This is a genomic window from Mesonia hippocampi (assembly GCF_014197445.1).
In the GTDB taxonomy this organism is placed as follows: domain Bacteria; phylum Bacteroidota; class Bacteroidia; order Flavobacteriales; family Flavobacteriaceae; genus Mesonia; species Mesonia hippocampi.
Genome location: NZ_JACIFO010000010.1, coordinates 33,050 through 58,639, shown reverse-complemented (window position 1 = coordinate 58,639; position 25,590 = coordinate 33,050). Strand labels below are relative to the sequence as shown.

Below are 25,590 nucleotides of genomic sequence, written 5' to 3'. Positions count from 1 at the left end.
ACGAAAAGCATTACTCCTATTTTTAGCAGTTGCTTTTTATAAATATACAATCATATAATTAAGGAAATCCATAATTATATAAATGTATGTTTTAGTATTTTTAAAACCTATGAATAAAATATAGTAAATAAGGTATACTGTGACATAGCTTGTCATATATTTCATTTACTTTGCCTATTAAAATAAAACAATGAGTATTCAAGATTATATAAATCAATTTGAAGAAATTGAAAATGAAGCAGAGGAGTTAGATCAAGATACACTTGAAGAAAAAATTTACGCCTTAGAAGAACAACTTTCTTCTGATCGAGATTATTTTTTAAGAGATTTTGATAGCCCTGAGTTTAATGCTTTTGAGAAACTTCAGAAAAGAATTAAACGTTTTAAAAAAGCTAATGATTTTTACGACGAAAAAGCTACCTTAGATATAATGTTTCCTGACAGGCATGATGACGATTTTGATGAAGAGTCTATGAATTTTGACAGTATATATGGGAGCGATTAAGCTCTCTTATTTTTTAGACTACTACTCACATAATGAATAAAACACTGTAAGAATATAAAAGTAGTCTACTAAATATTTTGGCAATCATTAAAATAAAAATGTCCGTTAAAGAAAAGTAAATGAATTATGACCAAAAATCCATCCAAAAAAGATTCAGTAATACAGCCTGATATTATTACCGTAAAACAACTACTTAGCACCACTAATCTAGAAATCCCTAATTATCAACGTCCCTATAAATGGTCTAGTAAAAATGTAAATCAGTTATTAGATGATATTTTATTTTTTAAACAAAAACCCGCTTATCGTTTAGGCACTATTGTATATCATTTAGATGAACATGATAAGCTAAATATTGTAGATGGACAGCAACGTACTATAACCTTACTGCTTATTGGATTAGCTATACAGAATAATGTAGATTTAGTAAAAAAACTAAAAAATGTTAATTTAAATATTCCCTCTTTAGAACTTACACAAAAGCTTTCTTTTACCAATCAAGTAAGCAAAAATAACATTAGAGAAAACTATTTAGAAATTCAGCGTAGAATAGCAGACTTTGATGTAGATACCGTATATTTTTTTTACGAGCATTGCGAGGTGGTTAAGGTGATATTAAATGATATCTCAGAAGCCTTTCAATTTTTCGACTCTCAAAACACACGTGGGGTAGATTTAGCTCCGCACGATTTATTAAAAGCATTTCATTTACGTGAAATGATGGATAACACTTCAGAAGATGAACGTATAAAAACAGTAGATAAATGGGAAGAAATGGAATTAGAGCAGCTAAAACGAACCTTTGCCAATTATTTATATCGCATTAAAAATTGGGCAAATTCTAAATCTGCTAGGAAATTTACAAAAGGCGATATAGAGGTATTTAAAGGTATTAGCCCAAGTGTAAACGAACCTTTTCCATTTGCAAGTATTTACCGAATAAGTCATTTTTATGTAGAAGCTTACAATCAAGACTTCAATAGAAGAATAGATAAAAACAATATGACCTATCCGTTTCAATTAGATCAAGTAACTATAAATGGAAAGCGCTTTTTTGAAATGATTAATCATTATGTTAAAGTGATTGAAAACTTAAAAATAAGTGCAAAAGAAGATAGTATTGCTTATGAGGTTTTGAGTACTTTAGATAAATATGAAGGTAGAAATAGAACTGGCGATAAATATGTCCGTAATTTATTTGATTGCGCTTTAATTTTCTATATAGATAAGTTTGGTGTTGCCGAAATAGAACGAGCTATTGAACGTATTTTTATTTGGGCTTATAGTATTCGTCTAACCTATCATAGTGTACAGTTAGCTTCAATCGATAATTATGCTCTAAATTATCCATTCGTTTTTAAAACAATAAAAGAAGCTTTAAAACCATCTGACTTTTTAAATATTAAAATGGAAATATTAAATCAAAATGATTTAATAGCTTCAAATAAAACAGAAGCTATTAAAAACTTATTTTCTAAAATGAACTATATCTATGAGTAACAAGATACCTTCTTTTTCTGTACAATCATTATTTGAAAATAATGATGTCTATGTAATTCCTATTTATCAAAGAAATTATACTTGGGGATTAGGTGAAATAACACAATTAATTCAAGATATTTCTGATTATGCATTTGATAAAGAAAAAGCTAAAACAAATTATTATATAGGTACTTTGGTTGTTTACGAACGTCATTCAGAGGGTGAGGTTATTTACGAAACCATAGACGGACAACAACGTTTAACAACCTTAAATATTATAATTAATGCTATCCATCGAATATTTAATGTCCAAATAGAAAATAAAATTAAATATCAGTTAAATTTAAGTTTTGACAGCCGAAAAAAATCTACAGATACTTTAAACGTGATAAACAACCATCAAAGTACAAGAGTTTCATTTATCGCTAATAAAGATTACAACACAAATATAAAGCAGCGTTATTTTGATGCTGAAAAAGTGCTTTATAGGTTTTTAGATACAGAAGAAAAGGTAACACTTTTTTATAATTATCTTACTAAAAATGTTCGTTTAGTAAGGGTTTCTGTGCCAGAAGAAACCGATTTAAACCATTATTTTGAAATAATGAATAATCGTGGCGAACAATTAGAAAAACACGAAATATTAAAAGCTAATATGCTTGAGATTTTAAAAGATGATGAAAAACTTAATAAAACTTTTAACCAAGTATGGGAAGCTTGCTCAGATATGGAACGTTATGTTCAATATGGCTTTACCACATCACAACGAGATAAAATCTTTACATATAATAATTGGAATAAATTAAAGGTTTCCTCATTAGAAGAATTAGCAGAGCTACAAATAAATAAAATAGAAGAAAACGATAGGAAAAAAATTACTATAGATGAAATAATTACATACAGAGGAAAGTTTGAACATAATACGGAAGAAAAAGAAGATGCTCCAGAGCGTTTTAACTCGGTGATTAACTTCTCAAACTTTTTACTTCACGTTTTACGAATTCAAACAAAAACAAATGTACCATTAGATGATAAAAGACTAATAGATGTATTTGATGTTTATTTAAGAAATCCTGATAAACAAAAACAAATTGAATTCGTTAAGGATTTTGGCTTTAGTCTATTAAAGATTAAACACTTATTTGATCAATTTGTAATTAAAAGAGAATTTATAAAAGAAAAAGACCAATGGAGTTTAAAAAAACTAAAATGGTATGCAGGTAATAAAGTAAGTTATGTAAATAGCTTTGATGATGAAGCCTTAAATAAAGAACTTATAATGTTGGTTTCAATGTTTCATGTTTCTACACCTACTCTAGTCTATAAACATTGGTTAAATGCTTGTTTGAATTATTTATTTAATAAGGATAAAATAGTAGAAAAAGATTATATAGAGTATTTACAAAATTTATCCAAAGCTTATTTGTTTGATAGATATATAATAAAGGGAGAGCCTGTAGATTATTATGACATAATATATAAAAATAATGCTATCACAGTAAATAACAATTATGAATTAGCTTTATTAGATAGAGGAACAGCTGTTGAAAACTTCGTTTTCAATTATTTAGATTATATTTTATGGAAAGAAAACGTAAACGGCTCTTCATCTTTTGAGTTTACTTTTAGGAGTTCTGTAGAGCATTACTATCCTCAAAACCCTATTTCAAAAGAGCATGCAATTGATAAATCTATATACGATTTGTTTGGAAACTTATGCTTAATAAGCAGTAGTAAAAACTCTAGATTGAGTAATCATTTACCTTCTGCTAAAAAAGATTATTACATAAAAGTTGGACCAGATAGTTTGAAACAACAATTAATGATGGACGATATTGATAATTGGGGAGAAAAAGAAATAAAAGCTCATACACTTGAGATGAAATCGAAACTTGTAAACTTCAATTATGAAAAATCTAACTAACAAATAAACTATAGAAAACCTAACTAGTACTTATTTAGAAAATTAAAAAATCTAAAAATTTCTATTAATTAGGTAAATGAAGTAGAGAGCTTTATATAAAGCATTTTTTGATACTATGAAAAGACTTTCTTTTAAATAGAATTATATAATTCCATATTTATATGAAAATATAAAGAAACTACGACATAGATTGTCATTAGTAATAATTTAATTAGTACTCATAAATTTTTACTTGCTATGAAAAAACAAAGACTACTAACAAAATCTAGATTTAAACAGGCTTTAGATTGTCCAACCAAACTTTATTACACAAAAAAAAGTGAATATGAAAACACTCAAGACAGTGATCCTTTCTTAGAAAGTTTGGCGCAAGGTGGATTTCAAGTAGAAGAGCTAGCTAGAATGTATTTTCCTGATGGAATTGCTATTTTAGGTGAAGATTGGAACTATCAAAGTTTAGCAGATAAAACTCAAGAGTTACTTCTACAAGAAAATATTACCATTTTTGAAGCTGCATTTTTAATAAACGATCTATTTATTAGGGTAGATATTTTACACAAACAAGGAAACAACATTCGATTAATCGAAGTAAAAGCTAAATCTATAAACGCTACTAGTCACAACTCTTTTCTTAATAAAAATGGAGGAATGGGAGGTTGGACATCTTATTTATACGACGTAGCATTTCAAAAATATGTTATGCAACTTTGCTATCCTGACTGGAAAATATCATGTGAACTAAACCTAGCAAATAAAGATGCAGTAGCTTCCGTTAATGGATTAAACCAACTTTTTAGAATTACTCAAAACTCAGATTTAAGAACAGGAATTATTAAACCTGATAGTTTAACAATTGATGATTTAGGTGAGCCTATACTAGCTTATATAGATATTAATCAAGAGATTGAACACATTCATACAAATAATCCACTAAATCTAGATAAGTCTTTTGAAGAGCTAGTAAATTTTTATTTACATCATTATAAAATGGATATAAAAATTTTCACTCCCATTGGACATCATTGTAAAGGGTGTGAATTTCATACTACTCCTACTCCATCTCAAAAAAGTGGCTTTCATGAGTGCTGGACACATCAATTAAATCTTTCTGAAACTAAAATAGATAGTCCAAAGACTTATGAAATAAATAATTTTAGAGGTAGCAAAAAATTAATGAATGAAGAAGAAAAATTCTTTATGCATCAACTTACCGAAAATGACTTGAGTCTAAAGCTAGAAGCAGGAAAAATATCTACTTCAGAAAGACAACTTATTCAAATAGAAAAAGAAAACAATAATGACACTACTCCATACATAGAAATTGAAGGGTTAAGAGATGAAATAAATTCTTGGGTGTACCCTTTAAACTTCATTGATTTCGAAACTTCTGCTGTGGCAATTCCTTTCACAAAAGGAAGAACTCCTTACGAGCAAACTGCCTTTCAATTTTCACATCACATAGTGTATGAAGATGGTCGTATAGAACATTATTCAGAATACCTAAACACCTCACCTGGAGAGTTTCCTAATTTTGATTTTATAAGAGCCTTAAAAAAATCTCTAGAAAGTAATAACGGAAGTATTTTCAGATACCACAATCATGAAAACACTATAGTTAATGCTATTTACAAACAACTTTTAAATAGCAATGAACCTGATACAGAAGAATTACTTGAATTTATTAAATCAATATCTCATAACACAGGAAACAGTTCATCTACATGGTCTGGTGAAAGAGATATGATTGATTTATGGAAAGTGGTAAAAGACTATTACTACGATCCTTATACTAAAGGATCAAACTCCATTAAAAGCGTTTTACCAGCTGCTTTAAACTCTAGTGCATTTTTACAAAATAAGTACAGTAAACCTATTAAAGACATTAACCTAACCAGTAAAAATTTTCCAGATGATTTTACCTTCTTAAAAATGGAAGAAAATCAAATAATCAATCCATATAAAATACTTCCTCCTCTCTTTAATAATTGGACAGACGAGCAATTAGAGCAAACTATTTCAGAACTTGATGAAATTGCTAACGGTGGTGCTGCTTTAGTAGCCTACGCTAAGTTACAGTATCAAGAAATGAGCATTAAAGAACGTAACGAAATTAAAAAAGGACTTTTAAAATATTGTGAACTTGACACCTTGGCTATGGTAATGATTTACGAGTATTTTATAGAAGTTATAAATTAACATTTCTCTACGACATGCTTTGTCGTTACATCATAATATATTTTACTAAAACATTTAAGAATGAGTAAAAAAATAATTTTTATAGACATGGATAATGTCGTAGTAGACTTTCCTTCTGCTTTTCCTAAAATAGAGGAAGGAGTTTTAGAACAATACCAAGGAAATGAAGATGAAATCCCTGGAATTTTTTCATTAATGAATCCAAAATTGGATGCTGTTAAATCGGTGAACTTTTTAGCACTACATTTTGACGTCTTTTTTCTTTCAACAGCCCCATGGGAAAATCCTTCTGCTTGGAGTGATAAGTTGTTATGGATTCAAAAATATTTTCCTGAAGTTGGATATAAACGACTTATTCTATCACATAATAAACACTTAAATTCAGGAGACTATTTAATAGATGATAGACTTGCAAATGGTGCTGATAAATTTAAAGGAGAGCATATCCATTTTGGACAGAGCAAGCATAAAAACTGGATAGATGTAATTGCTTATTTATGTAATAAAGAAAACATTCAAGATGGCTTTGAATAATGTTTTATACATACATGGATTTAACAGTGGTAAAGGCAAAAAAGTAACAACTCTTCAAAATGAAGGATACACAGTATTTTGTCCGCAGTTAAAAAACAACGTCAAAGAAGATCTTTTAACGCTTGAAAACTTAATTAAAAAAGAAAACATACAATCGATTATTGGAACTTCTCTTGGTGGATATTACGGACTAATACTTTCGCAATTCTTCAAACAGAAAGATTACTATTTAATAAATCCATCGTATAAGCCATATATCACGTTAAAAAAACATCTAGGTGAAACTTTAGAAAACTTTAAAACATCTGAAAAATTTAAAGTAAATAAAGAATTTATAGAAGGGTTAAAAGAGGTTCAACCTGAGATTAAAAATGTACCCTTAGCTGTAATTAATTTCTATATCGGAACTAATGACGAAGTTTTAGATTATAAAGAATTTACAAACGACTTATTATCTTTACAAAAACCGCTAAATATTTTCAAAGAACAACAAGATCACCGATTTCAAGATATATCTTTAGTAGTAAAACATTTAAACAAAAAGCAATGATAGATAAATTAATAAAGCTTCATAAATTCTTAGATAGCAATAGAGAATATAACAAAAAATTTCAAGAATTAGGCTATTTACCTATCATATCCAATAGTTCTAATGTTGAAGAAAAAATAATATCGCTTTTATATGAAATCGCGAATACTCAAAGTCAACCAAAAATTAACTACTTATCTGAATTCTATATTAGAATGTATAATAATTCTGACTCACTAAAGTCCTTTGAAAATTTTGTTAAGTTTATTTCAGGGAAAGATGAAGCTAACTTCAAAAACCTTTTTACTGGGCTAAAATCACAAAATGGCTGGGGAGAAAAAACAGCTGCTCTATTTGTAAAAACAATTTTTCATTTTCATAATGGTAACTATCATCATTCACTAAAAATATGGAATGATGTTCCAGAAATTATAGGTAAAAATGATGAATTTTATTTACCTGTTGATGCTGTTATAATTTCTATTTTTAATAAACTAGATTCAACAATAAAATGGAATTTCTCAAAAATCAACAAGTTATTAAAAGAATACAACTATAGTAACTTAGAAATAGAGATATGGGATGATTTATGGTTTTGGGGATTTATTACTCAAAAAGGAACTGGTCTTAAACGTGAACATAAATGGAATGAAAACAAATACTGGATACTTAAAAACACAGATAAATCCTCTAACACTATAAATATTATAAAAAATAAAGCTGAAGAATTTTTAAAAATCTACAATTAAAATGTCTAGACAAGGAACGATAAAACGTTATACGTTAATTATTGAAAGAATTAATAGAGGCTTATACCCTACTCTTAAAGAAATTGAAACCTATTTGTTTGATCATGGATTTGAAATATCTAAAAGAACGTTGCAACGTAATATAGAACAAATTAGAGATGAGTTTGGTATTGAAATAATTTATGACCAAGAAAAAAAAGGATATTTTATTGACAAAGAAAATAGTATTCAGTTCAATTCTTTTTTACGTTTCTTAGAAATTGCCAATACTGCTGAATTAATTACTGAAAGTATTAAAGACAGTAAAAAAACACTTGAATACATCTCTTTTGATAATGATGGTATCCTAAAAGGAATTAGCAATCTAAAAATATTACTTCAAGCAATAAAAGAACAAAAAGTAGTTACGTTTACTCACTATAACTTCGATCAAGGTAACTACAAGGAAAGAAAGCTCTATCCGTACCTACTCAAAGAATACCTCAATCGTTGGTATGTTATTGGTTTACAAGAAAAAGACAACACTAACTTTAGAACATTTGGTATTGATAGAATATCTAACCTAACACTAACAACTGAAGTGTTTGTTAGAAATCAAGAACTTCATCCTCAAAGTTTATTTTCTTCAATAATTGGAGTTATCTATCCTGAAGAAAACATTCAAGAAGTTGTGTTAAAATTTACTCCTTTTCAAGGTAAATACATTAAAACTCTACCGTTACATCACTCACAAGAAATCCTCATTGATAATGATAAAGAGTTAACCATTAGACTTTGGATAAAAATAAACTACGAACTTAAACAACGCCTTTTAATGCTTATTGACCAAGTAGAAGTTTTAAAACCTATAGCATTAAGAGATGAAATGAAACAAGTTTTAACCAAAACCCTTAACAATTATAACTAATATGAATCTTTCAAAAATTGCAAAAACAATATATGATAACGTAAATGAAATTATTATTGAAAAAGACATTTACACCGATGAAATATTCACTCGAAATTGGTTGATAAATAAGGCTAAAAGGAATTTAAAAAATGTAGAAGGCTGGTATTGGATAAAAACTGACTTAGACCTTGTTAACTTATCAAAACTACATCCTGAAAACCAGAAAAATAAAGGATCTTTATTCTATAAAACAGCAGGTAATAATAAAAAGATTTTCCATGAAGAGTTAATCAATAAAACATACTTTTATAACGGGCACGCCAAAAAAATAGTAAGTAGGTTACGAAATCATTTTTACTTACAAAATGATGGTACTGGTGCTTTAGGAATTAACGCCTACCCTATTCTACAAAATCACACTATAACAGTTCGTTATTTCACTACAGAAATGATTGACAATCTAAATATCCCTGAAATAGATAAAAGCGTTATTAGAAATTTAATTCTTGATAACATTGGTAGAACCGCCATAGAAAATGCTTGGAGAGCCAAAAACGGTTTTCCTATTTTATGCAAACATTAAAATATTTATTTCTTTTTTTACTACGACACACTTCGACATAGCTTCATTATAATTTACCCAGTTAAAAATATATGTAATTCAATAGATGATTACTTTAAAATTATTTGGAGAAGGGTGTTTTGTACATTATTTAGAATCTAGTAAAGCTTCAATAGAGATCTATAAATTAATTGCTGCTAAAATGAAGCTTCCTCTAAAAGAAGCTTTATTAGACGCATACTTTTTTTATAAATTACATTCGGATGTACAATCGATAGATGATCTTATAGTAGATTCATTTGGAGGGCTACTTCCTCTCTCGCCTTGGAAAATTGAAATTTGGTTTGAAAGAAAAAAAATAGCGAAAATTCCGTTTAACGAACTCCTAAACTCTACTACTCTTTTCCCTTTATATAATGTTGAAAATTTAAATACTCCTATTAGTTTTTTTGATAAAGGAATTTACCTAAAAGAGCTAGTTACTGGATGCATCGGCACTTATAAATTTGATTCTAGTGGTTTTGATATAGACAACGTAACCTTTACACTCTTAAACTCTGTATTTACTGAAAAACCATTACTTATCAATACTTCTTATCAAAACAAAAACTTTGAAAAAGTAAAAGACGATTATTTAATTAGACATCGGGAAATTGTATTTATTTAAAACAAACTGCCCCTTTAATTTTTTTATTTTATAATAATGAAGTTTGGTAGTACAAAACATTTATTACCCCCTATTCTTCCCCCTAAAACACAAAAAAGCCTTCAAAATCAAAAGATTAAGAAGGCTTTTAGTGATCGCGACAGGATTCGAACCTGTGACCGTCTGCTTAGAAGGCAGATGCTCTATCCAACTGAGCTACGCGACCATTCCACATTTAAGCGGTGCAAATATATTAATACTTTTCTTTTTTCATAAAGATTTAAGTACTTTTTTTCGCCTAAATATTTAATTTACTCATACTGATTTACATAGACTGTTTTAATGTTAACAAATTCCCGTATACCTTGGGCAGAAAGCTCACGTCCGTAACCAGACGCTTTTGTCCCTCCAAAAGGTAATCGCGGATCACTTTTTACCATTGCATTAATAAAAACAGCAGCATCTTCAAATTGAGGAATCATTGCTTTTGCGCGTTCGGCATCTTGTGTAAAAATAGAAACCCCTAAACCATATTCTGAGGAATTCACTAAATCTATAGCTTCCATATCGGTTTTAAAGGAAGTTACGGCTAATAGCGGACCAAAAGTTTCTTCTGTAAACAAGGTGTTTTCTGGAGTTACGTTAATAACAATGGTAGGCTCAAAAAAAGCTGCTTTTCGTTTTCCTCCTAAAATTACTTTTGCTCCCTCTTCTACTCCTTTTTTTAACTGATTTTCTAGTTCTTCTGCCAGCTCTTCTTTTGCCATAACACTAATATAGGTTTCTTCATCTAAAGGGTCACCTACTTTAAGTTCATAAACCTTCGTAAGTAATTTCTCTAAAAAAATATCATAAATACGTTCGTGCAACAAGAGTCGTTTTCCTGCAATACAACTTTGTCCTGTATTTTGAAATCGAGCTTGGATACAAATATCTACTGCTTTATCTATTTCGGCATCTTCAAATACAACTAAAGCATTGCTTCCTCCCAACTCTAAAACTGATTTTTTAATTTCTTGAGCTGCTACCGAGGCCACTGCGCTTCCTGCGGGCTTACTTCCGGTTAAACTTACCGCTTTTACATTAGGGTTACGAATAATAGCTTCTACCTTATCATTATTTATAATTAGGTTTTGAAATACGCCTTCTGGAAAGCCTGCTTCTGTAAAAGAGTCTGCTATATTTTCTGCCGATTGCATTACGCTACTCGCATGTTTTAAGAGTACTGTATTGCCCGCTAAAATTGCAGGAATGGCCAACCTAAATACTTGCCAAAATGGATAATTCCAAGGCATTACGCCTAAAACAACTCCTAACGGCTCATAGCGTATAAATGAGCTGTAAGCTTCGGTTTCTATTTCTTTAGGAGCTAAAAAATCTGCTGCTTGTTCTGCATAAAAGTTACATAACAAAATACATTTGTCTATTTCTGCTATTGCTTGAGAAATTGGTTTCCCCATTTCTAAAGTTATTGCTTTTGCGTATAGATTTTTATTTTTCTTTAAAACTTCGGCACATTCTAAAATAAGGTTTTTTCTGCGTTCAAAACTCATAAAACGCCAATCTAAATAAGCTTTATGAGCTTTTTTTATTTTTTTTTCTACATCGTTAGTTGTTTCTTCTTCAAATGTAAGGATAGTTTCTTGCGTATATGGGTTTATAGATTTTAGCATATTTTATAGGTTTAACCAATAAATATACACTATTAATTTCTAATATTACTTTTAATTAAGCTAGATTTAACATATTAACTACATTTAAATAATGTGTAAACTCCTAGTCTAATCCTAAAAAAATACTTATTATTAACTAACATTTCTTATAAAAGTAATCTTATGAAAAATCGGGATGAGTTGCTGGTTAAATTAAGGCCTGAAATCGATAAAGTAACCTATAAAAACACTTCTAAACAAGAAATTTTTCAGAACTCTTGCTTACGTCCTATTATTGTTTTACAGCGAGAATTACTTATAGCCGTTTTTAAAAATTATTTTAAGAAGCATAAAAACATGTTTTTTGAACTCACTGCCGAAAAACGCCTTGTGTATATAGAAAATGCAATACAACGGGACATGAAGCTTAGAAATAGCTTAAAAGGAATGATTATAGGGATGTTTAGTCTTGAAGAATACTTAACCTATACCGAAGATTCTTCTGCTATAAATAAGCGGATGATGCATTTGGTTAAGGGACAAATACAACAACATATCCAAGTATTCGAGAAATCGTAAATGCGTATTATTCTTCCATCGTTACGCTATTTAACAACAATCCTGAAGGCTGTGCAATATGCGCTAAGGTAATACGGTTTTCTGGGTTAAGTGTTTTTTTGATAAATTCTAAATCTATTTTCCCTTTTCCTAAGTCAAACAATGTTCCCATCATTAACCTTATTTGATGTCGTTTAAAGCCTTTTCCTTTTACGGTTAGCATGTAGCTTTTTTCTGGGAAAAAATTAGCCGTATAGCGTGTATTTTCGGTAATTTCACAAAGTGTTATGCAGCCTTTGGTTTGGGTTTCTGGGTTGGGCCTAAAGGTATAGGACCAAAAATCGTGTTCGCCTTCAAAAAGCTTGGCGCCTTCTTTCATGGCGTTTATGTCTAACATTTCTTTTACAAACACCATAAATGGCGCACAAAAGGGATGAAATTTCTCTCCGTAAGCAAAAAAATAACAGTATTCTTTTTGTTTAGCATTGTTAATAATATTAAACTCTTTTGTGGTTTTTTTTATAGAAAGTGCTCTAATATCGGCAGGTAAATTTTCATTGAGGAGCTCCAAAAAAGCAGGTAAATCTAAAGGCTCATTATCTATAAAAAGTTCTACGTAAGTTTGATTTACAGAGACCTTAGCATCGGTACGCCCACTGGCCAAAAGCTTAAAATTTTTATGCTGCAATACAAATGCAATGGTACGTTCTAGCATACGCTCTACGGTAATTACATCGGGTTGTTTTTGCCATCCGTGGAACCTAAAACCTAGGTATTGAAGCGCTATAAGGTAGTAATATCGTTTCCTAAACATATTTTATTCGTCTAATAGAGAAACTCCGTTTAAATCGGTAGTTAAAACTGTACTCATATAATCAAAAAAAGGTCTAATTGCCATAAAATGTTCATTGACTAATGACATAAAATTAGGCGCTACGACTTCTTTATCGGTAAACTGTTTTATAAAAATCCACTGCTTATAATTTAAAATCTTAATAGCTGGATGATTTTTATCGAATCCTTTAGGTGCTGTTTTTAATTGTTCGCCTTGCAGGATTCCCCAATGTTTCTGTATATTTTCTTGATGCATAATGGCTTTAAACTCTTCGGCATCTATGGCAATTTCTTTTCTAAACCTTAATAAATCTTCTTTATTGGGTTGCCAGAAGCCTACACCCAAGAAAGATTTGTGGTTTGGCTCTATATGCAAATAATAACCACCTCTTAATGCTGGTTTTTGCCTTGTAAAACTTGCTCCGAAATTGGTTTTGTAAGGTGTTTTATCTTTAGAAAAACGCACATCTCGATATATTCTAAAAACGTTACTTTTTTCTATTTTATCATGTGCTTGTAAAAGAGTTTCTAACGCAGATATAAAACCTTTAAATTCAGCTTGTAATTTCTTAAAATGTGGTTTATTGTCCTCAAACCATTCGCGTTGATTATTTGCGTGTAATTGGTTTAGGAATGAAAATATAGCGGGGTTAATTTTTTCCATATTCAAATATACATTTTAAAATTTCTTGGCATAAAATAAACTCAGAAATATAATATTAAACTAGTCTAGCAAGCATATTATTACTCCTTGTGTATTTATAAATAAAACAATACAAGCCACTAAAAAAAACAGCGGATTATAGTTTTCTTACACCATAATTTACATGCACAAATATCAATTAAATCTATTTGAAAATCATAACATTAGACTAAAAGCTCCTATAAGAAAAAATAAGCCTAACTATAAGGAAAAACCCTATACTTTCAAGAAATCCAGAAAACGTATTGAAACATTGTTTTATCAACTTTGTGAGTAATTTATGATTTGAAGGAATTATGCTAAATATTTTGATGGATTCAAAAACCGAATCTTATCTAAAATTACTGTTCTGATGGGCATTTTTATATAAAACAGGTTTGATTTCAATAGGAATATCAATAATCTAAAAATCAATATTACTAATGCACAACGGTATATCTTTATTTTCTACTGTAAATTATATATCTTTAACCAGTTAACTAAAACATTTTTTATGAAAAAGATATTTACTTTAGTTCTTTTGGTTTTTTTTATATTTTCTTGTTCTACTCCCCAAAAAGCATTTATTACAGATGATATAAAGTATTTTAATGAAAATAACATAGAGATAAGCAAAACTAAATTCTATGAAGAGCTTTCTGCAAATCACTTGTTAAGTTCTGCCTATATCAAAGAAGGTTTACGCTTTCATAAAAAACTTATTTTGGGTAGACAAGAAGAAGGGGACATTACTAACCTACCTCTATTTAAAAATTTAATCGAAACAAGAACAAACCAAAAATTGGATGATACTAAGCCTATAGTAATAATTTATTATCCTGGAAAAGACCCTTGTAATATGAGTGGAACTGCAACTCGAAAAAGCAAAGAACGCTCGTATAATAAGTTAGAAAAAGGTTTGGAAGAAATCGCACAAATAAAACCCATTTATATATATAAGGATAACGATGGCTTGGAGGATTACGAGAGTATATCCTTCTATAAAGATCCTGATGGCATGATAGAAAGACTATTTTTTAAAGAGCATTACCCATGTATGAGTTTTGTTGTTGTTGATAAGAATGGACATTTTAGAAGTTATTTTGGTGAGTTTCCTTATGAATATGTTTGGGAAACCACAAAACTTATGTTAGACGACAAAAAGCTTTAAAATGTCTTTTACAAAAAATTGCCGTGATATCTCACGGCAATTTTTTTATTTGTAATAAATTTTAAAAATTTATTTTTTCTTTTCCCAAGCAATATAACCGCCTGAGAGGTCATAAATTTTTGTAAAACCTAAAGCCTTCATTTTTCGGGCTGCATTTGCACTACGCTTCCCGCTACGGCAGTAAATATATATAGGTTTATTTTTATCAAACTTTTGAATTTCGCCTTCAAATGACTTTTTCAAAACATCGATATTTACAGCTTTTCCTATATAGCCGTCTTTATATTCGGCAGTAGTACGTACATCTACTAGTTGTATATCTTTATTTAATTTTTCACGCAATTCATCTACACCAATGTTGCTAATTGTTTTATCGCCAGATTTCTGGCAACCAACAAGTGCTAATAGAAAAATGCCTATATGTGCTAAAAATTTCATTTTTTATAAATTATAATAAGGTAGTTGGGCAAACATAATCGGTTAAGTCAAATTTATTACTTTCTTTTATTGCTTTAAATCCTCCTTGTACATCGATAAGGTTATCATACCCCCTAGCTTTTAATATACTTGTAAAAATCATTGAACGATAGCCTCCTGCACAATGCACGTAGTATGTTTTATTTTTATCGATTGCTGTAAAATTCTCGTTAATAAAATCTAGTGGTAGGTTTTCGGCTACTTTTATGCGTTCAGAAAGATATTCTGATTTTTTTCGAACATCTAAAATTAATGTGTCTGGATTATTTTCTAATTTAGCAGCAACCTCATCTACGGTAACAGAAGTTATACTATCGGTTTCTCTATTATCAGCTTTCCATGCATCAAAACCTCCTTTTAAGTAACCTATAGAATTATCGTAGCCTACTCTTGCTAAACGTGTTACTACTTCTTCTTCTCTACCAGGATCTGCAACAATTAATATGGGTTGCTTGATGTCTAAAATTAAGGTTCCTACCCATGGAGCAAATCCGCCATCTATTCCTATATTAATAGCATTAGGAATAAATCCTTTTGCAAATGTTTGTGGTGCTCGGGTATCTAAAATAAGAGCGTTGGTCTCGTTTGCTGCGGCTTCAAAACCTGCAGGACTTAATGCTTGTAAACCTTGGTTTAAAACGTTATCTATACTTTCGTAACCTTTTATATTCATCATCACATTTTCAGGAAAATAGCTTGGTGGTGGTGCTAAACCATCGGTTACTTGTTTTACAAACTCTTCTTTAGAGATATCTTGTAAAGCGTAATTTGTTTTCCTTTGGTTTCCTAAGGTATCTGTAGTTTCTTTACTCATGTTTTTTCCGCATGCCGAACCTGCTCCATGTGCTGGGTAAACGATAATATCGTCTTCTAACGGAAGAATTTTATTGTGTAAGGAATCATACAGGTAACCTGCTAATTTTTCTTGTGTTAAATCTGAAGCTACTTTTTGAGCTAAATCGGGTCTCCCTACATCTCCTATAAATAAGGTATCTCCTGTAAATATGCCTATGTTTTTACCATTCTCGTCACTTAGAAGGTAGCAAGTACTCTCCATAGTATGTCCTGGGGTATGAATAACGGTAATGGTTAGGTTTCCAACTTTCAGTTGTTCATTATCTTTTGCCAAATGGGCATCAAAATCTGGTTTTGCATTAGGACCAAAAACAATTTTAGCACCTGTTTTTTTGGCTAAGTCTAAGTGCCCACTAACAAAATCTGCATGAAAATGTGTTTCTAAAACATATTTTATTTTAGCGTTGTTTTTTTCTGCTTTATCAATATAAGGTTGTACTTCTCTTAACGGGTCAATTACTACTGCTTCTCCGTTACTTTCTATATAATACGCTCCTTGCGCTAAACATCCGGTGTAAATTTGTTCTACTATCATAATTGTTCTTTTTTTATTATTTACTGTAAATTTACGTTGTTTCTAATCTATGTACAGTAACCTTAGTTACAAATATAAGTTATATTAACTCTTTTATAAGAATATAAATTCCCATTAAAAATACAAACCAACCAAAAGCTTTTTTCAGTTTGTTTCCTGCTATTTTTTTAGATAAGAAAATTCCTATAAATATACCAATAATTGACAAACCTGTAAAACTTAATAATAACGTCCAGTCTATAAGTTCATTAGCTTGCAAATCGCCCAAAAAGCCTAACAAAGATTTGGCAGCTATAATAAATAACGATGTTCCTACCGCCAGTTTCATTGGCATTCTAGCAAAAATTACTAATGCTGGAATAATTAAAAAACCACCTCCTGCTCCTACTAGACCTGTTAAGGTGCCTACCAATAAACCTTCTACAAGAATCATCCCGTAGTTGTATTTTATTGTTGTGGTTGTTTCGTCCTCTTCTGCTCCTTTCTTTTTAGGTTTTATCATAGAAATAGAAGCAGCAATCATAACTATTGCAAACAGTACCATTAGAGCAATAGGCTTGGTTAGGGTAAAACTTCCTATAGTCGCTATGGTATCTGGTATAATAGGAACAATATAAGCCCTGGTTAAATAAACTGCAATAATAGATGGGATACCAAAAATTACTACTGTTTTAAAATCAACTTTTTTCTGAAAAGCATTTTGGATACCTCCCACAAGCGAAGTTGCTCCTACAATAAATAAAGAATATGCTGTTGCTAACACAGGCTCTACAGCCATTAAATATACTAATATGGGTACCGTTAATATAGAACCGCCACTACCTATTAATCCTAGTGATGCTCCTACTAAAACTGCTGCAATGTATCCTATAATATCTGTAGGCATAGTAATTCTTTTTTAATTAATATTACGTTTTTTATTAGTGTGGGAGTTTACCTCTCAGCATACCGTATAACCAAGTGCCTATAACAGCTCCTAGTATTACCACCAATATAGGGAGGTATCCTGCACCTAATAAAACAAACATTGGCCCTGGGCAAGCTCCTGCTAAGGCCCAACCTAATCCAAATAAAATTCCTCCTATTAAGTAACGAGGGATACTTTTATTTTTGTCTTGAATTTTAATTTCATTTCCGCTTGTATCCTTCATTTTTTTACGTTTTATGCTTTGCACTACAATTACACCAACGGCGAGTGCAGACCCCATAAGTCCGTACATATGGAAAGATTGGAAATTAAACATTTCATATATTCTAAACCAAGAAGCGGCTTCTGATTTAAACATTACTATTCCGAAGAAAATTCCTACAATAAGGTATATTAAACTTTTCATGATTGTTTACTTTTTAAAATAATATTGGAAATATTAAATGCACCATAATTAAACCTCCTATAAAGAAACCTATGGTTGCAATTAACGATGGAAGCTGTAAATTACTAATTCCTGAGATAGAGTGTCCTGAAGTGCAACCCCCTGCATAACGTGCTCCAAAACCAACAAAAAGTCCTCCTACAAGTAATAACAATAATGTTTTGGGATTAGAAAAAGCTTCTTCTCCAAAAAACTCGGTTGGTACGTAAGCTTCCCCTGCGCTATCAATTCCTATTTCGTGTAATTGTGCTGTTGTTTTAGGATTAATGGCTGGTACTTGATTTTCTGATAAGAAATTAGAAGCGATAAATCCTCCTATTATGGCACCTATCATAACTATTAAATTCCATCGTTGGGCTTTCCAATCGAAATTAAAAAAACTACAAGATTTTCCTGCTCCAGAAAGCGAGCATAGTGTGCGTAGGTTTGCAGACATCCCAAAGTTTTTTCCTAAATAGAGTAATAAAAACATCACCAAAGCGATAAGTGGCCCAGAAACATACCACGGCCAAGGTTGTAAAATCCAATTCATAATAAATCTTTTATATTTTTATACAAAAGTCTATAATTAAGTCATACAAATCTGTCACTTAAGTTACATTTTATAATTTATGAAAGGATTTCTTTGTTGAAAACTATTTTTATCGTTAAATGACCGGGTTTAAATTGTTAAACATAAACCTGTTATACAATTGAAAAGCATCAACTATTATTATATTAAACTCTCATAATATTTACGGTTTATTTTATAACTAGAAAACAATAACTAAAAAACCAATTTTTAATGTGTTTTTACAAATTATATCAGCAGGCTTAATAAAAAAAGGCAATCAAAATTTATTGATTGCCCTTTTTTGGTATAGAAATTTTATAATTGATAACACTAATTTGCCGCTACAAAAACAACAGGTTTATTTAGTTTTGGAATTTTGACAATATGTAAAGGCTTAGTGACAATTTGAGTTAGATTTCCCTTATGCAACCTGTCTACTTTAACCTCTACTTTTTCTTTAAATTCAGTAATATTTATTATCTATTTTACATCTAAAAAAGCTTAAGAAAAGGAATTAACTCTTCTTTAAACGAAGAATTTTATATACTCATTTAAAAATGGCAAAGATTTTGAAGCTTCTTTTGTAATCTTTATTGAAATGCTTTATAATATCTATTATCTTTAACCCGAAAAAGTTGTTACTTCAATGCGTTTAGTGTTTAGTTTTTGTTTTCTTATTTTTTCTACATGTCTTTTTGCCCAAGAAGAGACAGAAAAGCCTTTTATGCCATATCAAAAACCTTTAGAAACTACATACACTTATTTTAATGCCCCTAGTTTATCTGCCATTTATGCTTGGCATAATTACGGTAGTTTTGTAATGAGTAATCCGTATGAAGTAAACTTGCTTCCTGCAAAAGAGACTATTGATATTATGTCTATCGCACAAGAACGCAGACGCGAAAGGCAAGCTAATATAATACAGCTAAACGAACCTATTAAGCAAATGCGCGATATTGAAAGCAGTGTAAAGGTTTTTCAGGAAAACAGAAATTTCTCATACCGTACCGAAGGAACCTCTAAATATGACAAGCGCACACCCGATGGTGGTATAAGAAATGAAGTTTTTGAGGACGTTAGCCAACCCGTTATAAATCCTTATTATCACTATTCGCCTTATTATTATGGACGCCCTAGTAATCGTTCTAGCGGGTTTTATTTTATGAGGTAAATACCTTCTGGCTTTATATCTATTTTTTTAATTTTATAGAGTTTACCTATTGCCCGTTTAAAGCTTTTTTTACTCATTTCTAATGTTCCCTTAATTTCTTCTGGAGTAGATTTATCGTGTAAGGGCATAAAACCTCCTTTTGTTTTTAGTGTTTCTAGAATATAGTCGGCGTTAGGTTCTATACTTCTATATCCTGGACGTTGTAAACTAAGGTCAATTTTATTATCTGGACGTATTTTCTTTACCCATGCCTTTAATTTGTTACCGGTATATAAGGGTTGAAAAATTTCATCATGATAAAGTAACCCCTGATGCAACTCATTTACAATTACATTAAAACCTATATCGGTTTTATTGGTAACTATTATATCTACCTCTTCAAATGGTTCTACGGTAATTTCAGAATTATCTAAAAACGCATTCACTTTACTAGAGGCTACTATCCTGCCAGTTTCTTCGTCTAAGTAACAAAAAATAAGGTACCAGTCGCCTTCTCGCATAGGATATGCTTGTTCTCTAAAAGGCACAAATAGGTGTTTTTGTAAGCCCCAATCTAAAAAAGCCCCAATTTTTGTAGTTTCTACACATTGTAAAAACGCAAATTCGTCTAATTTTACATAAGGCGTTAAAGTGGTTGCTACTGGGCGTTCTTCATGGTCTAAATAAACAAATACCCTTATCCTATCGCCTAAAACAAAATTTTCTGGTTTATACTTATTAGGCAATAAAACTTCGTTATCAGGATTATCAGGGTCTACAAGGTATAAACCTGGAGCTGTATCCCTATCGATAATCAATGTATGGTATTCACCTATTTGCAACATATACTTTATAATTTTTACAAAGATACATAGAAAATACCTCAAATAAAGATTTTATCCTATGGTTAATGGTATTTTTTACGAGGATTGTTGCTAACATAAATTTTATTTTTTAGTAAAGTTTTCAATAGCGATTTTCCTGTTTTCTAAGTTTAATTTAGCTACGGAAATAAAATTTTATTTTTCTAATGTCGTTAATTGACAAATTAAAAAACGGAGACAAAAAAGCTTTAGAAATACTCTATATTAAATACCAAAAAAGGTTGTTTTATATAGCCATGTATTTTACTAAGGATGAAGACTCTGCTGCCGATTTGGTTCATGATATATTCCTAAAAATATACTTAAACAGAAAAAAATTAGCTACCACAGTAACGCTCGAAGCACAAATTATACGTATTGCAAAATCCTATTGCATAGATGTTGTTAAAAAGAATAACAATACCCTGCCTCTTACTGATTTCTACCTCCCTACAACAGAAGAGGAAATAGATTATGAACTTAGGCTAAAAAAGAAAAACCTTTTTTACAAACAAGTAGAAGAGCTTCCAAAAGAATGTAAAGAAATCTTTAAGCTGCATAAATTTGAAGGACTTAGCTATGCAGAAATTTCTTCCTACAAAAATATCTCTAAAAAAACAGTTGAAAATCAAATGAATAAAGCCTTTAAAGAACTTAAAAAAGGACTTTTTTCTTTCTTGTTTTTATAATTACAGCCTATACCTGTATTAACAAAACATCAGCTTATCGTAAACACGTAGGGGTTTTTGTTTTCTAAATCGAATTTATAGTAGATAGAAAATAAAAATGAAAAAAACGAGCTTAAAAAACGCTAAAAGCCTAAAAGAACAAATAGAAAAAAAAGTTGAAGAACTTTGGCTAGAAAGCAAAAACAAAGAGATTAATACGCCATTAGAAAAAGAAACTTGGCTACGTATAAAAAAATCTACTAAAAAGCATCAGCGATACCTATATGCTAAAATTGCTGCGGTTTTTGTAGGGCTTATAGGAATTGTTGGCTTGTTGATGCAAACAGACAACAGCCAGCCTATACAAATTACCAACAATGGTACCACCCCAAAACACCTTAACCTTGATGATGGCTCATCGGTGATTTTAAATAGAAACTCTAGCCTTAGTTATCATCCAGAAATATCAAGAACCGTATCCATTACAGGAGAGGCGTATTTCGATATCAAAAAAGACAGCTTAAACCCTTTTAAAGTACACACCTCTGCAGTAACGGTAAAAGTGTATGGTACCAGTTTTAACGTCTATTCGTTCCCAAAAGATCAAACCACCCAAGTAAGTTTATACAGCGGTAAGGTTCAGTTAGAAAACACAGCAGGTAAGCTAACCAAAATAATTCCAGGACAAACGTATAGTTATAATCATACCACTCACCAAGAAACTATAAAAGACCATAACATCCAAAAACAAATAGATTGGACCCATTCAAAAATAATATGTCATGAAATAAGCATGAACAAACTTTTAAAGAAAATAGCCAATTATTACGCGATTACTTTTCAGGTAGAAGATTCTGAAATTAATAAAAAACTGGTTTCAGGAAGTTTTCGTGTAGATAAAGATGTAGAAGATTTTCTGGAGATGATAAAATTCTCTCACAACATTAGCTATAAAAAGCTAAATGAGCATACCTATTTATTAAAAATAAATCCATAAAAACAATCACCTAATTCTTTATCAACTGGCCATTGGCAAAGGATTATTAATTCAAAAATTCTTAAAACGTATAATAATGAAAAAAACATTAGGATTACACCTGTTGTTTGCTATCCTATTAACAACAACACAACTGCTATATGCGAATAAAAAATCGGTTTTGGCAGAACAAAAAGAGTTAAAAAATTTAATTGAAGAACTTCAATATCAATTTAATGAAATAGAATTTATTTACAACCCAAATAGCTTCGAAGGGCTTTTAGTTAACAATTATGAAATTAAAGCCTCTGAGAGCTTACAGATAAACCTACATAACTTAGAAAAAGTTGCTCCAATCTCGTATAAAGTAAACGGAAAAACCGTAGCCCTAAGACGAGAAGATAAAACACAAAGCGCTCAGCAATATACCATTACAGGTACTGTTGTAGATGAACAACAAATTCCTATTCCTGGGGTAACCATCCTTATAAAAGACACTAGCCTTGGGACTACTACCAATATGGATGGTAACTTTAGCATCAAAGTAGCTAGCTTCCCTGTTACCCTTCAAATTTCATACATCGGGTATCAAAGCATCATAAAAACAATAGAAAGCTCCGCTACCCCACTTCATTTTACTATGAAAACCAGTACAGAAAGCCTTAATGAGATAGTTATTACTGGGCAAGGTGCCGATGTTAGAAAAAAACGTTTACCTACAAAAGTAACCACGATAAAAAGCGAGGATTTAGAAAAAATTGCAGCCCAACGAATAGATCAGCAATTAGCAGCCCAATTGCCTAATGCACAAATAAACTTTACGGGAGGGCAAGCAGGTGCCACAAGTATAATTAGAGCTAGAGGTGTAAATTCTGCCTTTTTAAATTCTACTCCTATAATTTATTTAGATGGAGTTCGGTTAGACAACCTTAATACACAAGCCGCACTTGGAGGAACTTCTCAAGGAGCGGCCATGAGTGCCATTGCCGATATCCCTATGGATAATATAGAAAAAATAGAATACATTAATGGTGGTGCGGCAACTACTTTATACGGTTCTGATGCTGCCAATGGTGTTATCCAAATATTTACCAAAAAAGGAGGCGAAAAAGGCACCCATTTAACGGTTTCTGGAGAAACTGGAGTAGAAACGCCTACAGCAGATTTTCTTCATTTTGATAAAACAAAAGATCTATTACTACGCAACGGTGCTTATCAAAAATACAATCTAAACCTTAACGGTAGTAGCGACAAAGATTTTGGCTATAATTTCTCAACGAGTTTTATGAATAGTTCTGGTGTACAAATCCACGACCAAAACAAAAACATGAAAGTAGATTTTAGCACAGGATTTAAAGCTAAAATTGCTGAAAATTTTGATTACGAAAGCTCTTTTCTATACGTACATAACCAATACAAGAGAAACCGTAACGGTAACCAAGGTGGTTATACAGGACTTTGGTTTGCAGAAGATGGCGCTTCTAAAATAACAGGTCCAGGTTTTAATAATAGGTTAGATGAGCTTACCCCCGAAGAGTTTAACGAAATTAAAGCCTTTGTGGATAATGCAGAAAGACTACAAGACAACCAAATTATCGTTAATAGATTTACCACCTCACAAAGCTTTAAATACAAACCTATAGAAAACCTATTTCTTAAATTTACAGGCGGTATAGATTATAGAGCACAAGAACAAAATGTTATTGAAACAAACGAATACTTATCGGCTACCAAAGGACAAGAAATTACAGACCAAGGAAGCATCCAAAACATCCAACGTAATTACTTAGGGCTAACCTTAGAGTTAACCGCACAACACACTTATGAAACCGAAGATTTCTCGTTTATTTCTACAGTTGGCGGACAATTTTTTAGAAATAAAGATCATCAAATTCTTTATTCAGGAACAAACATTAGAGACGGCGCCCTAACCATTAGTGGTGCTGCGGTAAAAGATAGTGATGAATACTTAAGCGAGGTGCTAAATTACGGTATTTATGCACAAGAAAATATTGGTTATGATGATAAGCTCTTTTTAGATTTAGGTATCCGAGGTGATAGAAACCCTTCTTTTGGAAGTAACATAGGGACACAATTTTACCCAAAAGCCGGATTATCCTATATGATGTCTTCAGAATCTTGGTTTACTTCAAACCTTATTTCTTCGCTACGTTTTAGAGGTAGTTACGGGATAGCAGGAAACTTACCTCCCGCTTATGTACATGAAAAAACAATTGCATTTGATGGCTACTTAGGAAACCAAGCGGCCATGTTTGGACAAATTGGCAACGATAACCTTAAGCCAGAAAAAACACAAACTTTTGAAGGAGGAATAGATATAGCCTTAGCTAATAACCGCGTAAACTTTTCTGTAGGTTATTATAAATCGCTTACAAAAGATGCTCTTTTTTATGTTACCTCTGCTCCTTCTATCGGATACAACTCTGCTAGCCAAATACAAAATGTAGGAGAAATTGAAAACTACGGATTAGAAATAAGCACACAAGTAACCCCTATCCAAACCGAAGATTTATCGCTTAGTTTTAATGCATCCTTCAACACCCTTCATAACGAAGTAATAAATTCTAACGGAGCTCCAGCCTTTAGCATAAATGGTTTTAGCTCTAGAACCTTACAAACGGTTGTTCAGGAAGGGCATCCTATTGGTTTTATTAGAGGGAATCATGGAACTTTCGACGAGAATGGGGTTTTAGAAGAATCTACTCCACAATCGTATTTAGGCTCTACCATCCCTAAAGTATTTGGAAACTTAGGTACAAATTTCACCTATAAAAACTTTAATTTATTTGCTAGCGCATCATACCAAACAGGAGCTTATGGAGCAAATTGGGATGCACAATTCAGGTACCTTTACGGAGCTGCAGAAGGCAATATTCCAGCAGGAGAAATTGAAGCAAATGAACGCAAAAACTGGTTAAAATTTACCAATAGATTTATCGAAAAAACCGATTTCTTAAAAATAAGAACCATTGGCGCTACCTATACCATTAAACCTAAAAATAAAAGCATTTTTAAATATATGGTACTTGGGTTAACAGCAGTAAACCCTCTCAATTTTGTTTCTTCATCTTTCGACCCCGAAGCAACCATTAGTGGAGCTGCACAAGGACAAGGAGGCGCTAGTACAGGAGGTATATCGTACGCTACTTATTCTGCCCCAAGACAATTTTTATTCAGCTTTAAAGTAAACTTCTAATTTTAGATAA

25 protein-coding genes, 1 tRNA gene and 1 pseudogene are annotated in these 25,590 nt (G+C 31.1%); 17 read left to right on the top strand and 10 right to left on the bottom strand.

From position 1 onward, the window contains the following. Positions 1–190 precede the first annotated feature (190 nt). The 10 genes from GGR32_RS10540 (at position 191) to GGR32_RS10495 (ending at position 10,037) form a co-directional block, all read left to right on the top strand. Positions 191–505 (top strand): hypothetical protein, encoded by a 315-nt coding sequence (locus GGR32_RS10540; protein WP_183478166.1) that lies wholly within the window; start codon positions 191–193, stop codon positions 503–505. Between the two features lie 126 nt (positions 506–631). Then, positions 632–2,005 (top strand): DUF262 domain-containing protein, encoded by a 1,374-nt coding sequence (locus tag GGR32_RS10535; RefSeq protein WP_183478165.1) that lies wholly within the window; start codon positions 632–634, stop codon positions 2,003–2,005. Beyond that, positions 1,998–3,911, top strand: coding sequence for a DUF262 domain-containing protein (locus GGR32_RS10530; RefSeq protein ID WP_183478164.1), 1,914 nt, complete (start codon positions 1,998–2,000; stop codon positions 3,909–3,911). Before GGR32_RS10535 ends, GGR32_RS10530 begins: the two co-directional genes overlap by 8 nt. Before the next feature lie 402 nt (positions 3,912–4,313). After that, complete coding sequence (locus GGR32_RS10525; RefSeq protein ID WP_246415196.1) at positions 4,314–6,107, top strand: DUF2779 domain-containing protein; 1,794 nt, start codon at positions 4,314–4,316, stop codon at positions 6,105–6,107. Positions 6,108–6,167: 60 nt separating this feature from the next. Next, positions 6,168–6,641, top strand: a complete 474-nt coding sequence (locus GGR32_RS10520) for a 5' nucleotidase, NT5C type (RefSeq protein WP_183478162.1) — start codon at positions 6,168–6,170, stop codon at positions 6,639–6,641. Further along, the gene (locus tag GGR32_RS10515; RefSeq protein WP_183478161.1) at positions 6,628–7,191 is read left to right on the top strand and encodes a YqiA/YcfP family alpha/beta fold hydrolase; all 564 of its coding nucleotides are present in this window, start codon (positions 6,628–6,630) and stop codon (positions 7,189–7,191) included. Before GGR32_RS10520 ends, GGR32_RS10515 begins: the two co-directional genes overlap by 14 nt. After that, positions 7,188–7,919: a hypothetical protein gene (locus GGR32_RS10510; protein WP_183478160.1), complete on the top strand. Its 732-nt coding sequence runs from the start codon at positions 7,188–7,190 to the stop codon at positions 7,917–7,919. Before GGR32_RS10515 ends, GGR32_RS10510 begins: the two co-directional genes overlap by 4 nt. A 1-nt stretch (position 7,920) precedes the next feature. Beyond that, positions 7,921–8,826: a helix-turn-helix transcriptional regulator gene (locus GGR32_RS10505; RefSeq protein ID WP_183478159.1), complete on the top strand. Its 906-nt coding sequence runs from the start codon at positions 7,921–7,923 to the stop codon at positions 8,824–8,826. 1 nt (position 8,827) lies between these two features. Further along, entirely contained in the window at positions 8,828–9,391 is a 564-nt protein-coding gene (locus GGR32_RS10500; protein ID WP_183478158.1) for a hypothetical protein, read from the top strand. 85 nt (positions 9,392–9,476) lie between these two features. Further along, positions 9,477–10,037: a hypothetical protein gene (locus GGR32_RS10495; protein ID WP_183478157.1), complete on the top strand. Its 561-nt coding sequence runs from the start codon at positions 9,477–9,479 to the stop codon at positions 10,035–10,037. Between the two features lie 131 nt (positions 10,038–10,168). On the opposite strand, the gene GGR32_RS10490 is transcribed toward GGR32_RS10495, so the two are convergent. Continuing rightward, positions 10,169–10,242 (bottom strand) — tRNA-Arg (locus tag GGR32_RS10490). An 85-nt stretch (positions 10,243–10,327) separates the two neighbouring features. Next, entirely contained in the window at positions 10,328–11,689 is a 1,362-nt protein-coding gene (locus GGR32_RS10485) for an NAD-dependent succinate-semialdehyde dehydrogenase (RefSeq protein ID WP_183478156.1), read from the bottom strand. A gap of 162 nt (positions 11,690–11,851) precedes the next feature. On the opposite strand from GGR32_RS10485, the gene GGR32_RS10480 reads away from it, so the two are divergent. Continuing rightward, on the top strand, positions 11,852–12,247 hold the full coding sequence (locus tag GGR32_RS10480) for a glyoxalase (protein ID WP_183478155.1): 396 nt from the start codon (positions 11,852–11,854) through the stop codon (positions 12,245–12,247). A 7-nt stretch (positions 12,248–12,254) separates the two neighbouring features. On the opposite strand, the gene GGR32_RS10475 is transcribed toward GGR32_RS10480, so the two are convergent. Then, positions 12,255–13,040, bottom strand: a complete 786-nt coding sequence (locus GGR32_RS10475) for a tRNA pseudouridine synthase A (protein WP_183478154.1) — start codon at positions 13,038–13,040, stop codon at positions 12,255–12,257. A 3-nt stretch (positions 13,041–13,043) separates the two neighbouring features. Next, positions 13,044–13,724: a DUF2461 domain-containing protein gene (locus tag GGR32_RS10470; RefSeq protein WP_183478153.1), complete on the bottom strand. Its 681-nt coding sequence runs from the start codon at positions 13,722–13,724 to the stop codon at positions 13,044–13,046. Positions 13,725–13,893: 169 nt separating this feature from the next. On the opposite strand from GGR32_RS10470, the pseudogene GGR32_RS12140 reads away from it, so the two are divergent. Both GGR32_RS12140 and GGR32_RS10465 read left to right on the top strand, forming a co-directional pair. Next, a pseudogene (locus GGR32_RS12140) lies at positions 13,894–14,133 on the top strand (IS982 family transposase); the annotation flags it as partial. A gap of 123 nt (positions 14,134–14,256) precedes the next feature. Next, positions 14,257–14,913, top strand: coding sequence for a hypothetical protein (locus GGR32_RS10465; protein ID WP_183478152.1), 657 nt, complete (start codon positions 14,257–14,259; stop codon positions 14,911–14,913). Between the two features lie 69 nt (positions 14,914–14,982). On the opposite strand, the gene GGR32_RS10460 is transcribed toward GGR32_RS10465, so the two are convergent. The 5 genes from GGR32_RS10460 to GGR32_RS10440 all read right to left on the bottom strand — a co-directional run bounded on the left by GGR32_RS10460 (position 14,983) and on the right by GGR32_RS10440 (position 18,685). Continuing rightward, complete coding sequence (locus GGR32_RS10460; protein ID WP_183478151.1) at positions 14,983–15,351, bottom strand: rhodanese-like domain-containing protein; 369 nt, start codon at positions 15,349–15,351, stop codon at positions 14,983–14,985. Positions 15,352–15,361: 10 nt separating this feature from the next. After that, a complete protein-coding gene (locus tag GGR32_RS10455; RefSeq protein ID WP_183478150.1) occupies positions 15,362–16,780 on the bottom strand; it encodes an MBL fold metallo-hydrolase in 1,419 nt (472 codons plus the stop codon). Positions 16,781–16,859: 79 nt separating this feature from the next. Continuing rightward, on the bottom strand, positions 16,860–17,666 hold the full coding sequence (locus tag GGR32_RS10450) for a sulfite exporter TauE/SafE family protein (protein ID WP_183478149.1): 807 nt from the start codon (positions 17,664–17,666) through the stop codon (positions 16,860–16,862). Between the two features lie 34 nt (positions 17,667–17,700). Further along, positions 17,701–18,114: a YeeE/YedE family protein gene (locus GGR32_RS10445; RefSeq protein ID WP_183478148.1), complete on the bottom strand. Its 414-nt coding sequence runs from the start codon at positions 18,112–18,114 to the stop codon at positions 17,701–17,703. A 13-nt stretch (positions 18,115–18,127) separates the two neighbouring features. Next, positions 18,128–18,685 (bottom strand): YeeE/YedE family protein, encoded by a 558-nt coding sequence (locus tag GGR32_RS10440; protein ID WP_183478147.1) that lies wholly within the window; start codon positions 18,683–18,685, stop codon positions 18,128–18,130. A 745-nt stretch (positions 18,686–19,430) separates the two neighbouring features. Here GGR32_RS10440 and GGR32_RS10435 point away from each other — a divergent pair. After that, on the top strand, positions 19,431–19,877 hold the full coding sequence (locus tag GGR32_RS10435) for a hypothetical protein (RefSeq protein ID WP_183478146.1): 447 nt from the start codon (positions 19,431–19,433) through the stop codon (positions 19,875–19,877). Here GGR32_RS10435 and GGR32_RS10430 read toward each other — a convergent pair. Then, a complete protein-coding gene (locus GGR32_RS10430) occupies positions 19,862–20,701 on the bottom strand; it encodes a CvfB family protein (RefSeq protein ID WP_183478145.1) in 840 nt (279 codons plus the stop codon). The two genes, GGR32_RS10435 and GGR32_RS10430, sit on opposite strands and share 16 nt — an antisense overlap. A gap of 185 nt (positions 20,702–20,886) precedes the next feature. On the opposite strand from GGR32_RS10430, the gene GGR32_RS10425 reads away from it, so the two are divergent. The 3 genes from GGR32_RS10425 (at position 20,887) to GGR32_RS10415 (ending at position 25,580) form a co-directional block, all read left to right on the top strand. Next, on the top strand, positions 20,887–21,408 hold the full coding sequence (locus GGR32_RS10425; protein ID WP_183478144.1) for an RNA polymerase sigma factor: 522 nt from the start codon (positions 20,887–20,889) through the stop codon (positions 21,406–21,408). A gap of 97 nt (positions 21,409–21,505) precedes the next feature. Continuing rightward, positions 21,506–22,384, top strand: a complete 879-nt coding sequence (locus GGR32_RS10420; protein ID WP_183478143.1) for a FecR family protein — start codon at positions 21,506–21,508, stop codon at positions 22,382–22,384. Between the two features lie 76 nt (positions 22,385–22,460). Next, on the top strand, positions 22,461–25,580 hold the full coding sequence (locus GGR32_RS10415; RefSeq protein ID WP_183478142.1) for a TonB-dependent receptor domain-containing protein: 3,120 nt from the start codon (positions 22,461–22,463) through the stop codon (positions 25,578–25,580). The last annotated feature ends 10 nt before the right edge of the window (positions 25,581–25,590 follow it).

Bases quoted from the DNA above. Each gene is read 5' to 3' on its own strand.
- GGR32_RS10480 (WP_183478155.1), top strand. From the start codon at position 11,852: ATGAAAAATCGGGATGAGTTGCTGGTTAAATTAAGGCCTGAAATCGAT.
- GGR32_RS10430 (WP_183478145.1), bottom strand. From the start codon at position 20,701: ATGTTGCAAATAGGTGAATACCATACATTGATTATCGATAGGGATACA.
- GGR32_RS10510 (WP_183478160.1), top strand. From the start codon at position 7,188: ATGATAGATAAATTAATAAAGCTTCATAAATTCTTAGATAGCAATAGA.
- GGR32_RS10485 (WP_183478156.1), bottom strand. From the start codon at position 11,689: ATGCTAAAATCTATAAACCCATATACGCAAGAAACTATCCTTACATTT.
- GGR32_RS10455 (WP_183478150.1), bottom strand. From the start codon at position 16,780: ATGATAGTAGAACAAATTTACACCGGATGTTTAGCGCAAGGAGCGTAT.
- GGR32_RS10425 (WP_183478144.1), top strand. From the start codon at position 20,887: ATGTCGTTAATTGACAAATTAAAAAACGGAGACAAAAAAGCTTTAGAA.
- GGR32_RS10440 (WP_183478147.1), bottom strand. From the start codon at position 18,685: ATGAATTGGATTTTACAACCTTGGCCGTGGTATGTTTCTGGGCCACTT.
- GGR32_RS10515 (WP_183478161.1), top strand. From the start codon at position 6,628: ATGGCTTTGAATAATGTTTTATACATACATGGATTTAACAGTGGTAAA.
- GGR32_RS10500 (WP_183478158.1), top strand. From the start codon at position 8,828: ATGAATCTTTCAAAAATTGCAAAAACAATATATGATAACGTAAATGAA.
- GGR32_RS10435 (WP_183478146.1), top strand. From the start codon at position 19,431: ATGCCATATCAAAAACCTTTAGAAACTACATACACTTATTTTAATGCC.
- GGR32_RS10445 (WP_183478148.1), bottom strand. From the start codon at position 18,114: ATGAAAAGTTTAATATACCTTATTGTAGGAATTTTCTTCGGAATAGTA.
- GGR32_RS10535 (WP_183478165.1), top strand. From the start codon at position 632: ATGACCAAAAATCCATCCAAAAAAGATTCAGTAATACAGCCTGATATT.
- GGR32_RS10420 (WP_183478143.1), top strand. From the start codon at position 21,506: ATGAAAAAAACGAGCTTAAAAAACGCTAAAAGCCTAAAAGAACAAATA.
- GGR32_RS10505 (WP_183478159.1), top strand. From the start codon at position 7,921: ATGTCTAGACAAGGAACGATAAAACGTTATACGTTAATTATTGAAAGA.
- GGR32_RS10530 (WP_183478164.1), top strand. From the start codon at position 1,998: ATGAGTAACAAGATACCTTCTTTTTCTGTACAATCATTATTTGAAAAT.
- GGR32_RS10540 (WP_183478166.1), top strand. From the start codon at position 191: ATGAGTATTCAAGATTATATAAATCAATTTGAAGAAATTGAAAATGAA.
- GGR32_RS10475 (WP_183478154.1), bottom strand. From the start codon at position 13,040: ATGTTTAGGAAACGATATTACTACCTTATAGCGCTTCAATACCTAGGT.
- GGR32_RS10450 (WP_183478149.1), bottom strand. From the start codon at position 17,666: ATGCCTACAGATATTATAGGATACATTGCAGCAGTTTTAGTAGGAGCA.
- GGR32_RS10415 (WP_183478142.1), top strand. From the start codon at position 22,461: ATGAAAAAAACATTAGGATTACACCTGTTGTTTGCTATCCTATTAACA.
- GGR32_RS10465 (WP_183478152.1), top strand. From the start codon at position 14,257: ATGAAAAAGATATTTACTTTAGTTCTTTTGGTTTTTTTTATATTTTCT.
- GGR32_RS10495 (WP_183478157.1), top strand. From the start codon at position 9,477: ATGATTACTTTAAAATTATTTGGAGAAGGGTGTTTTGTACATTATTTA.
- GGR32_RS10520 (WP_183478162.1), top strand. From the start codon at position 6,168: ATGAGTAAAAAAATAATTTTTATAGACATGGATAATGTCGTAGTAGAC.
- GGR32_RS10460 (WP_183478151.1), bottom strand. From the start codon at position 15,351: ATGAAATTTTTAGCACATATAGGCATTTTTCTATTAGCACTTGTTGGT.
- GGR32_RS10470 (WP_183478153.1), bottom strand. From the start codon at position 13,724: ATGGAAAAAATTAACCCCGCTATATTTTCATTCCTAAACCAATTACAC.
- GGR32_RS10525 (WP_246415196.1), top strand. From the start codon at position 4,314: ATGTATTTTCCTGATGGAATTGCTATTTTAGGTGAAGATTGGAACTAT.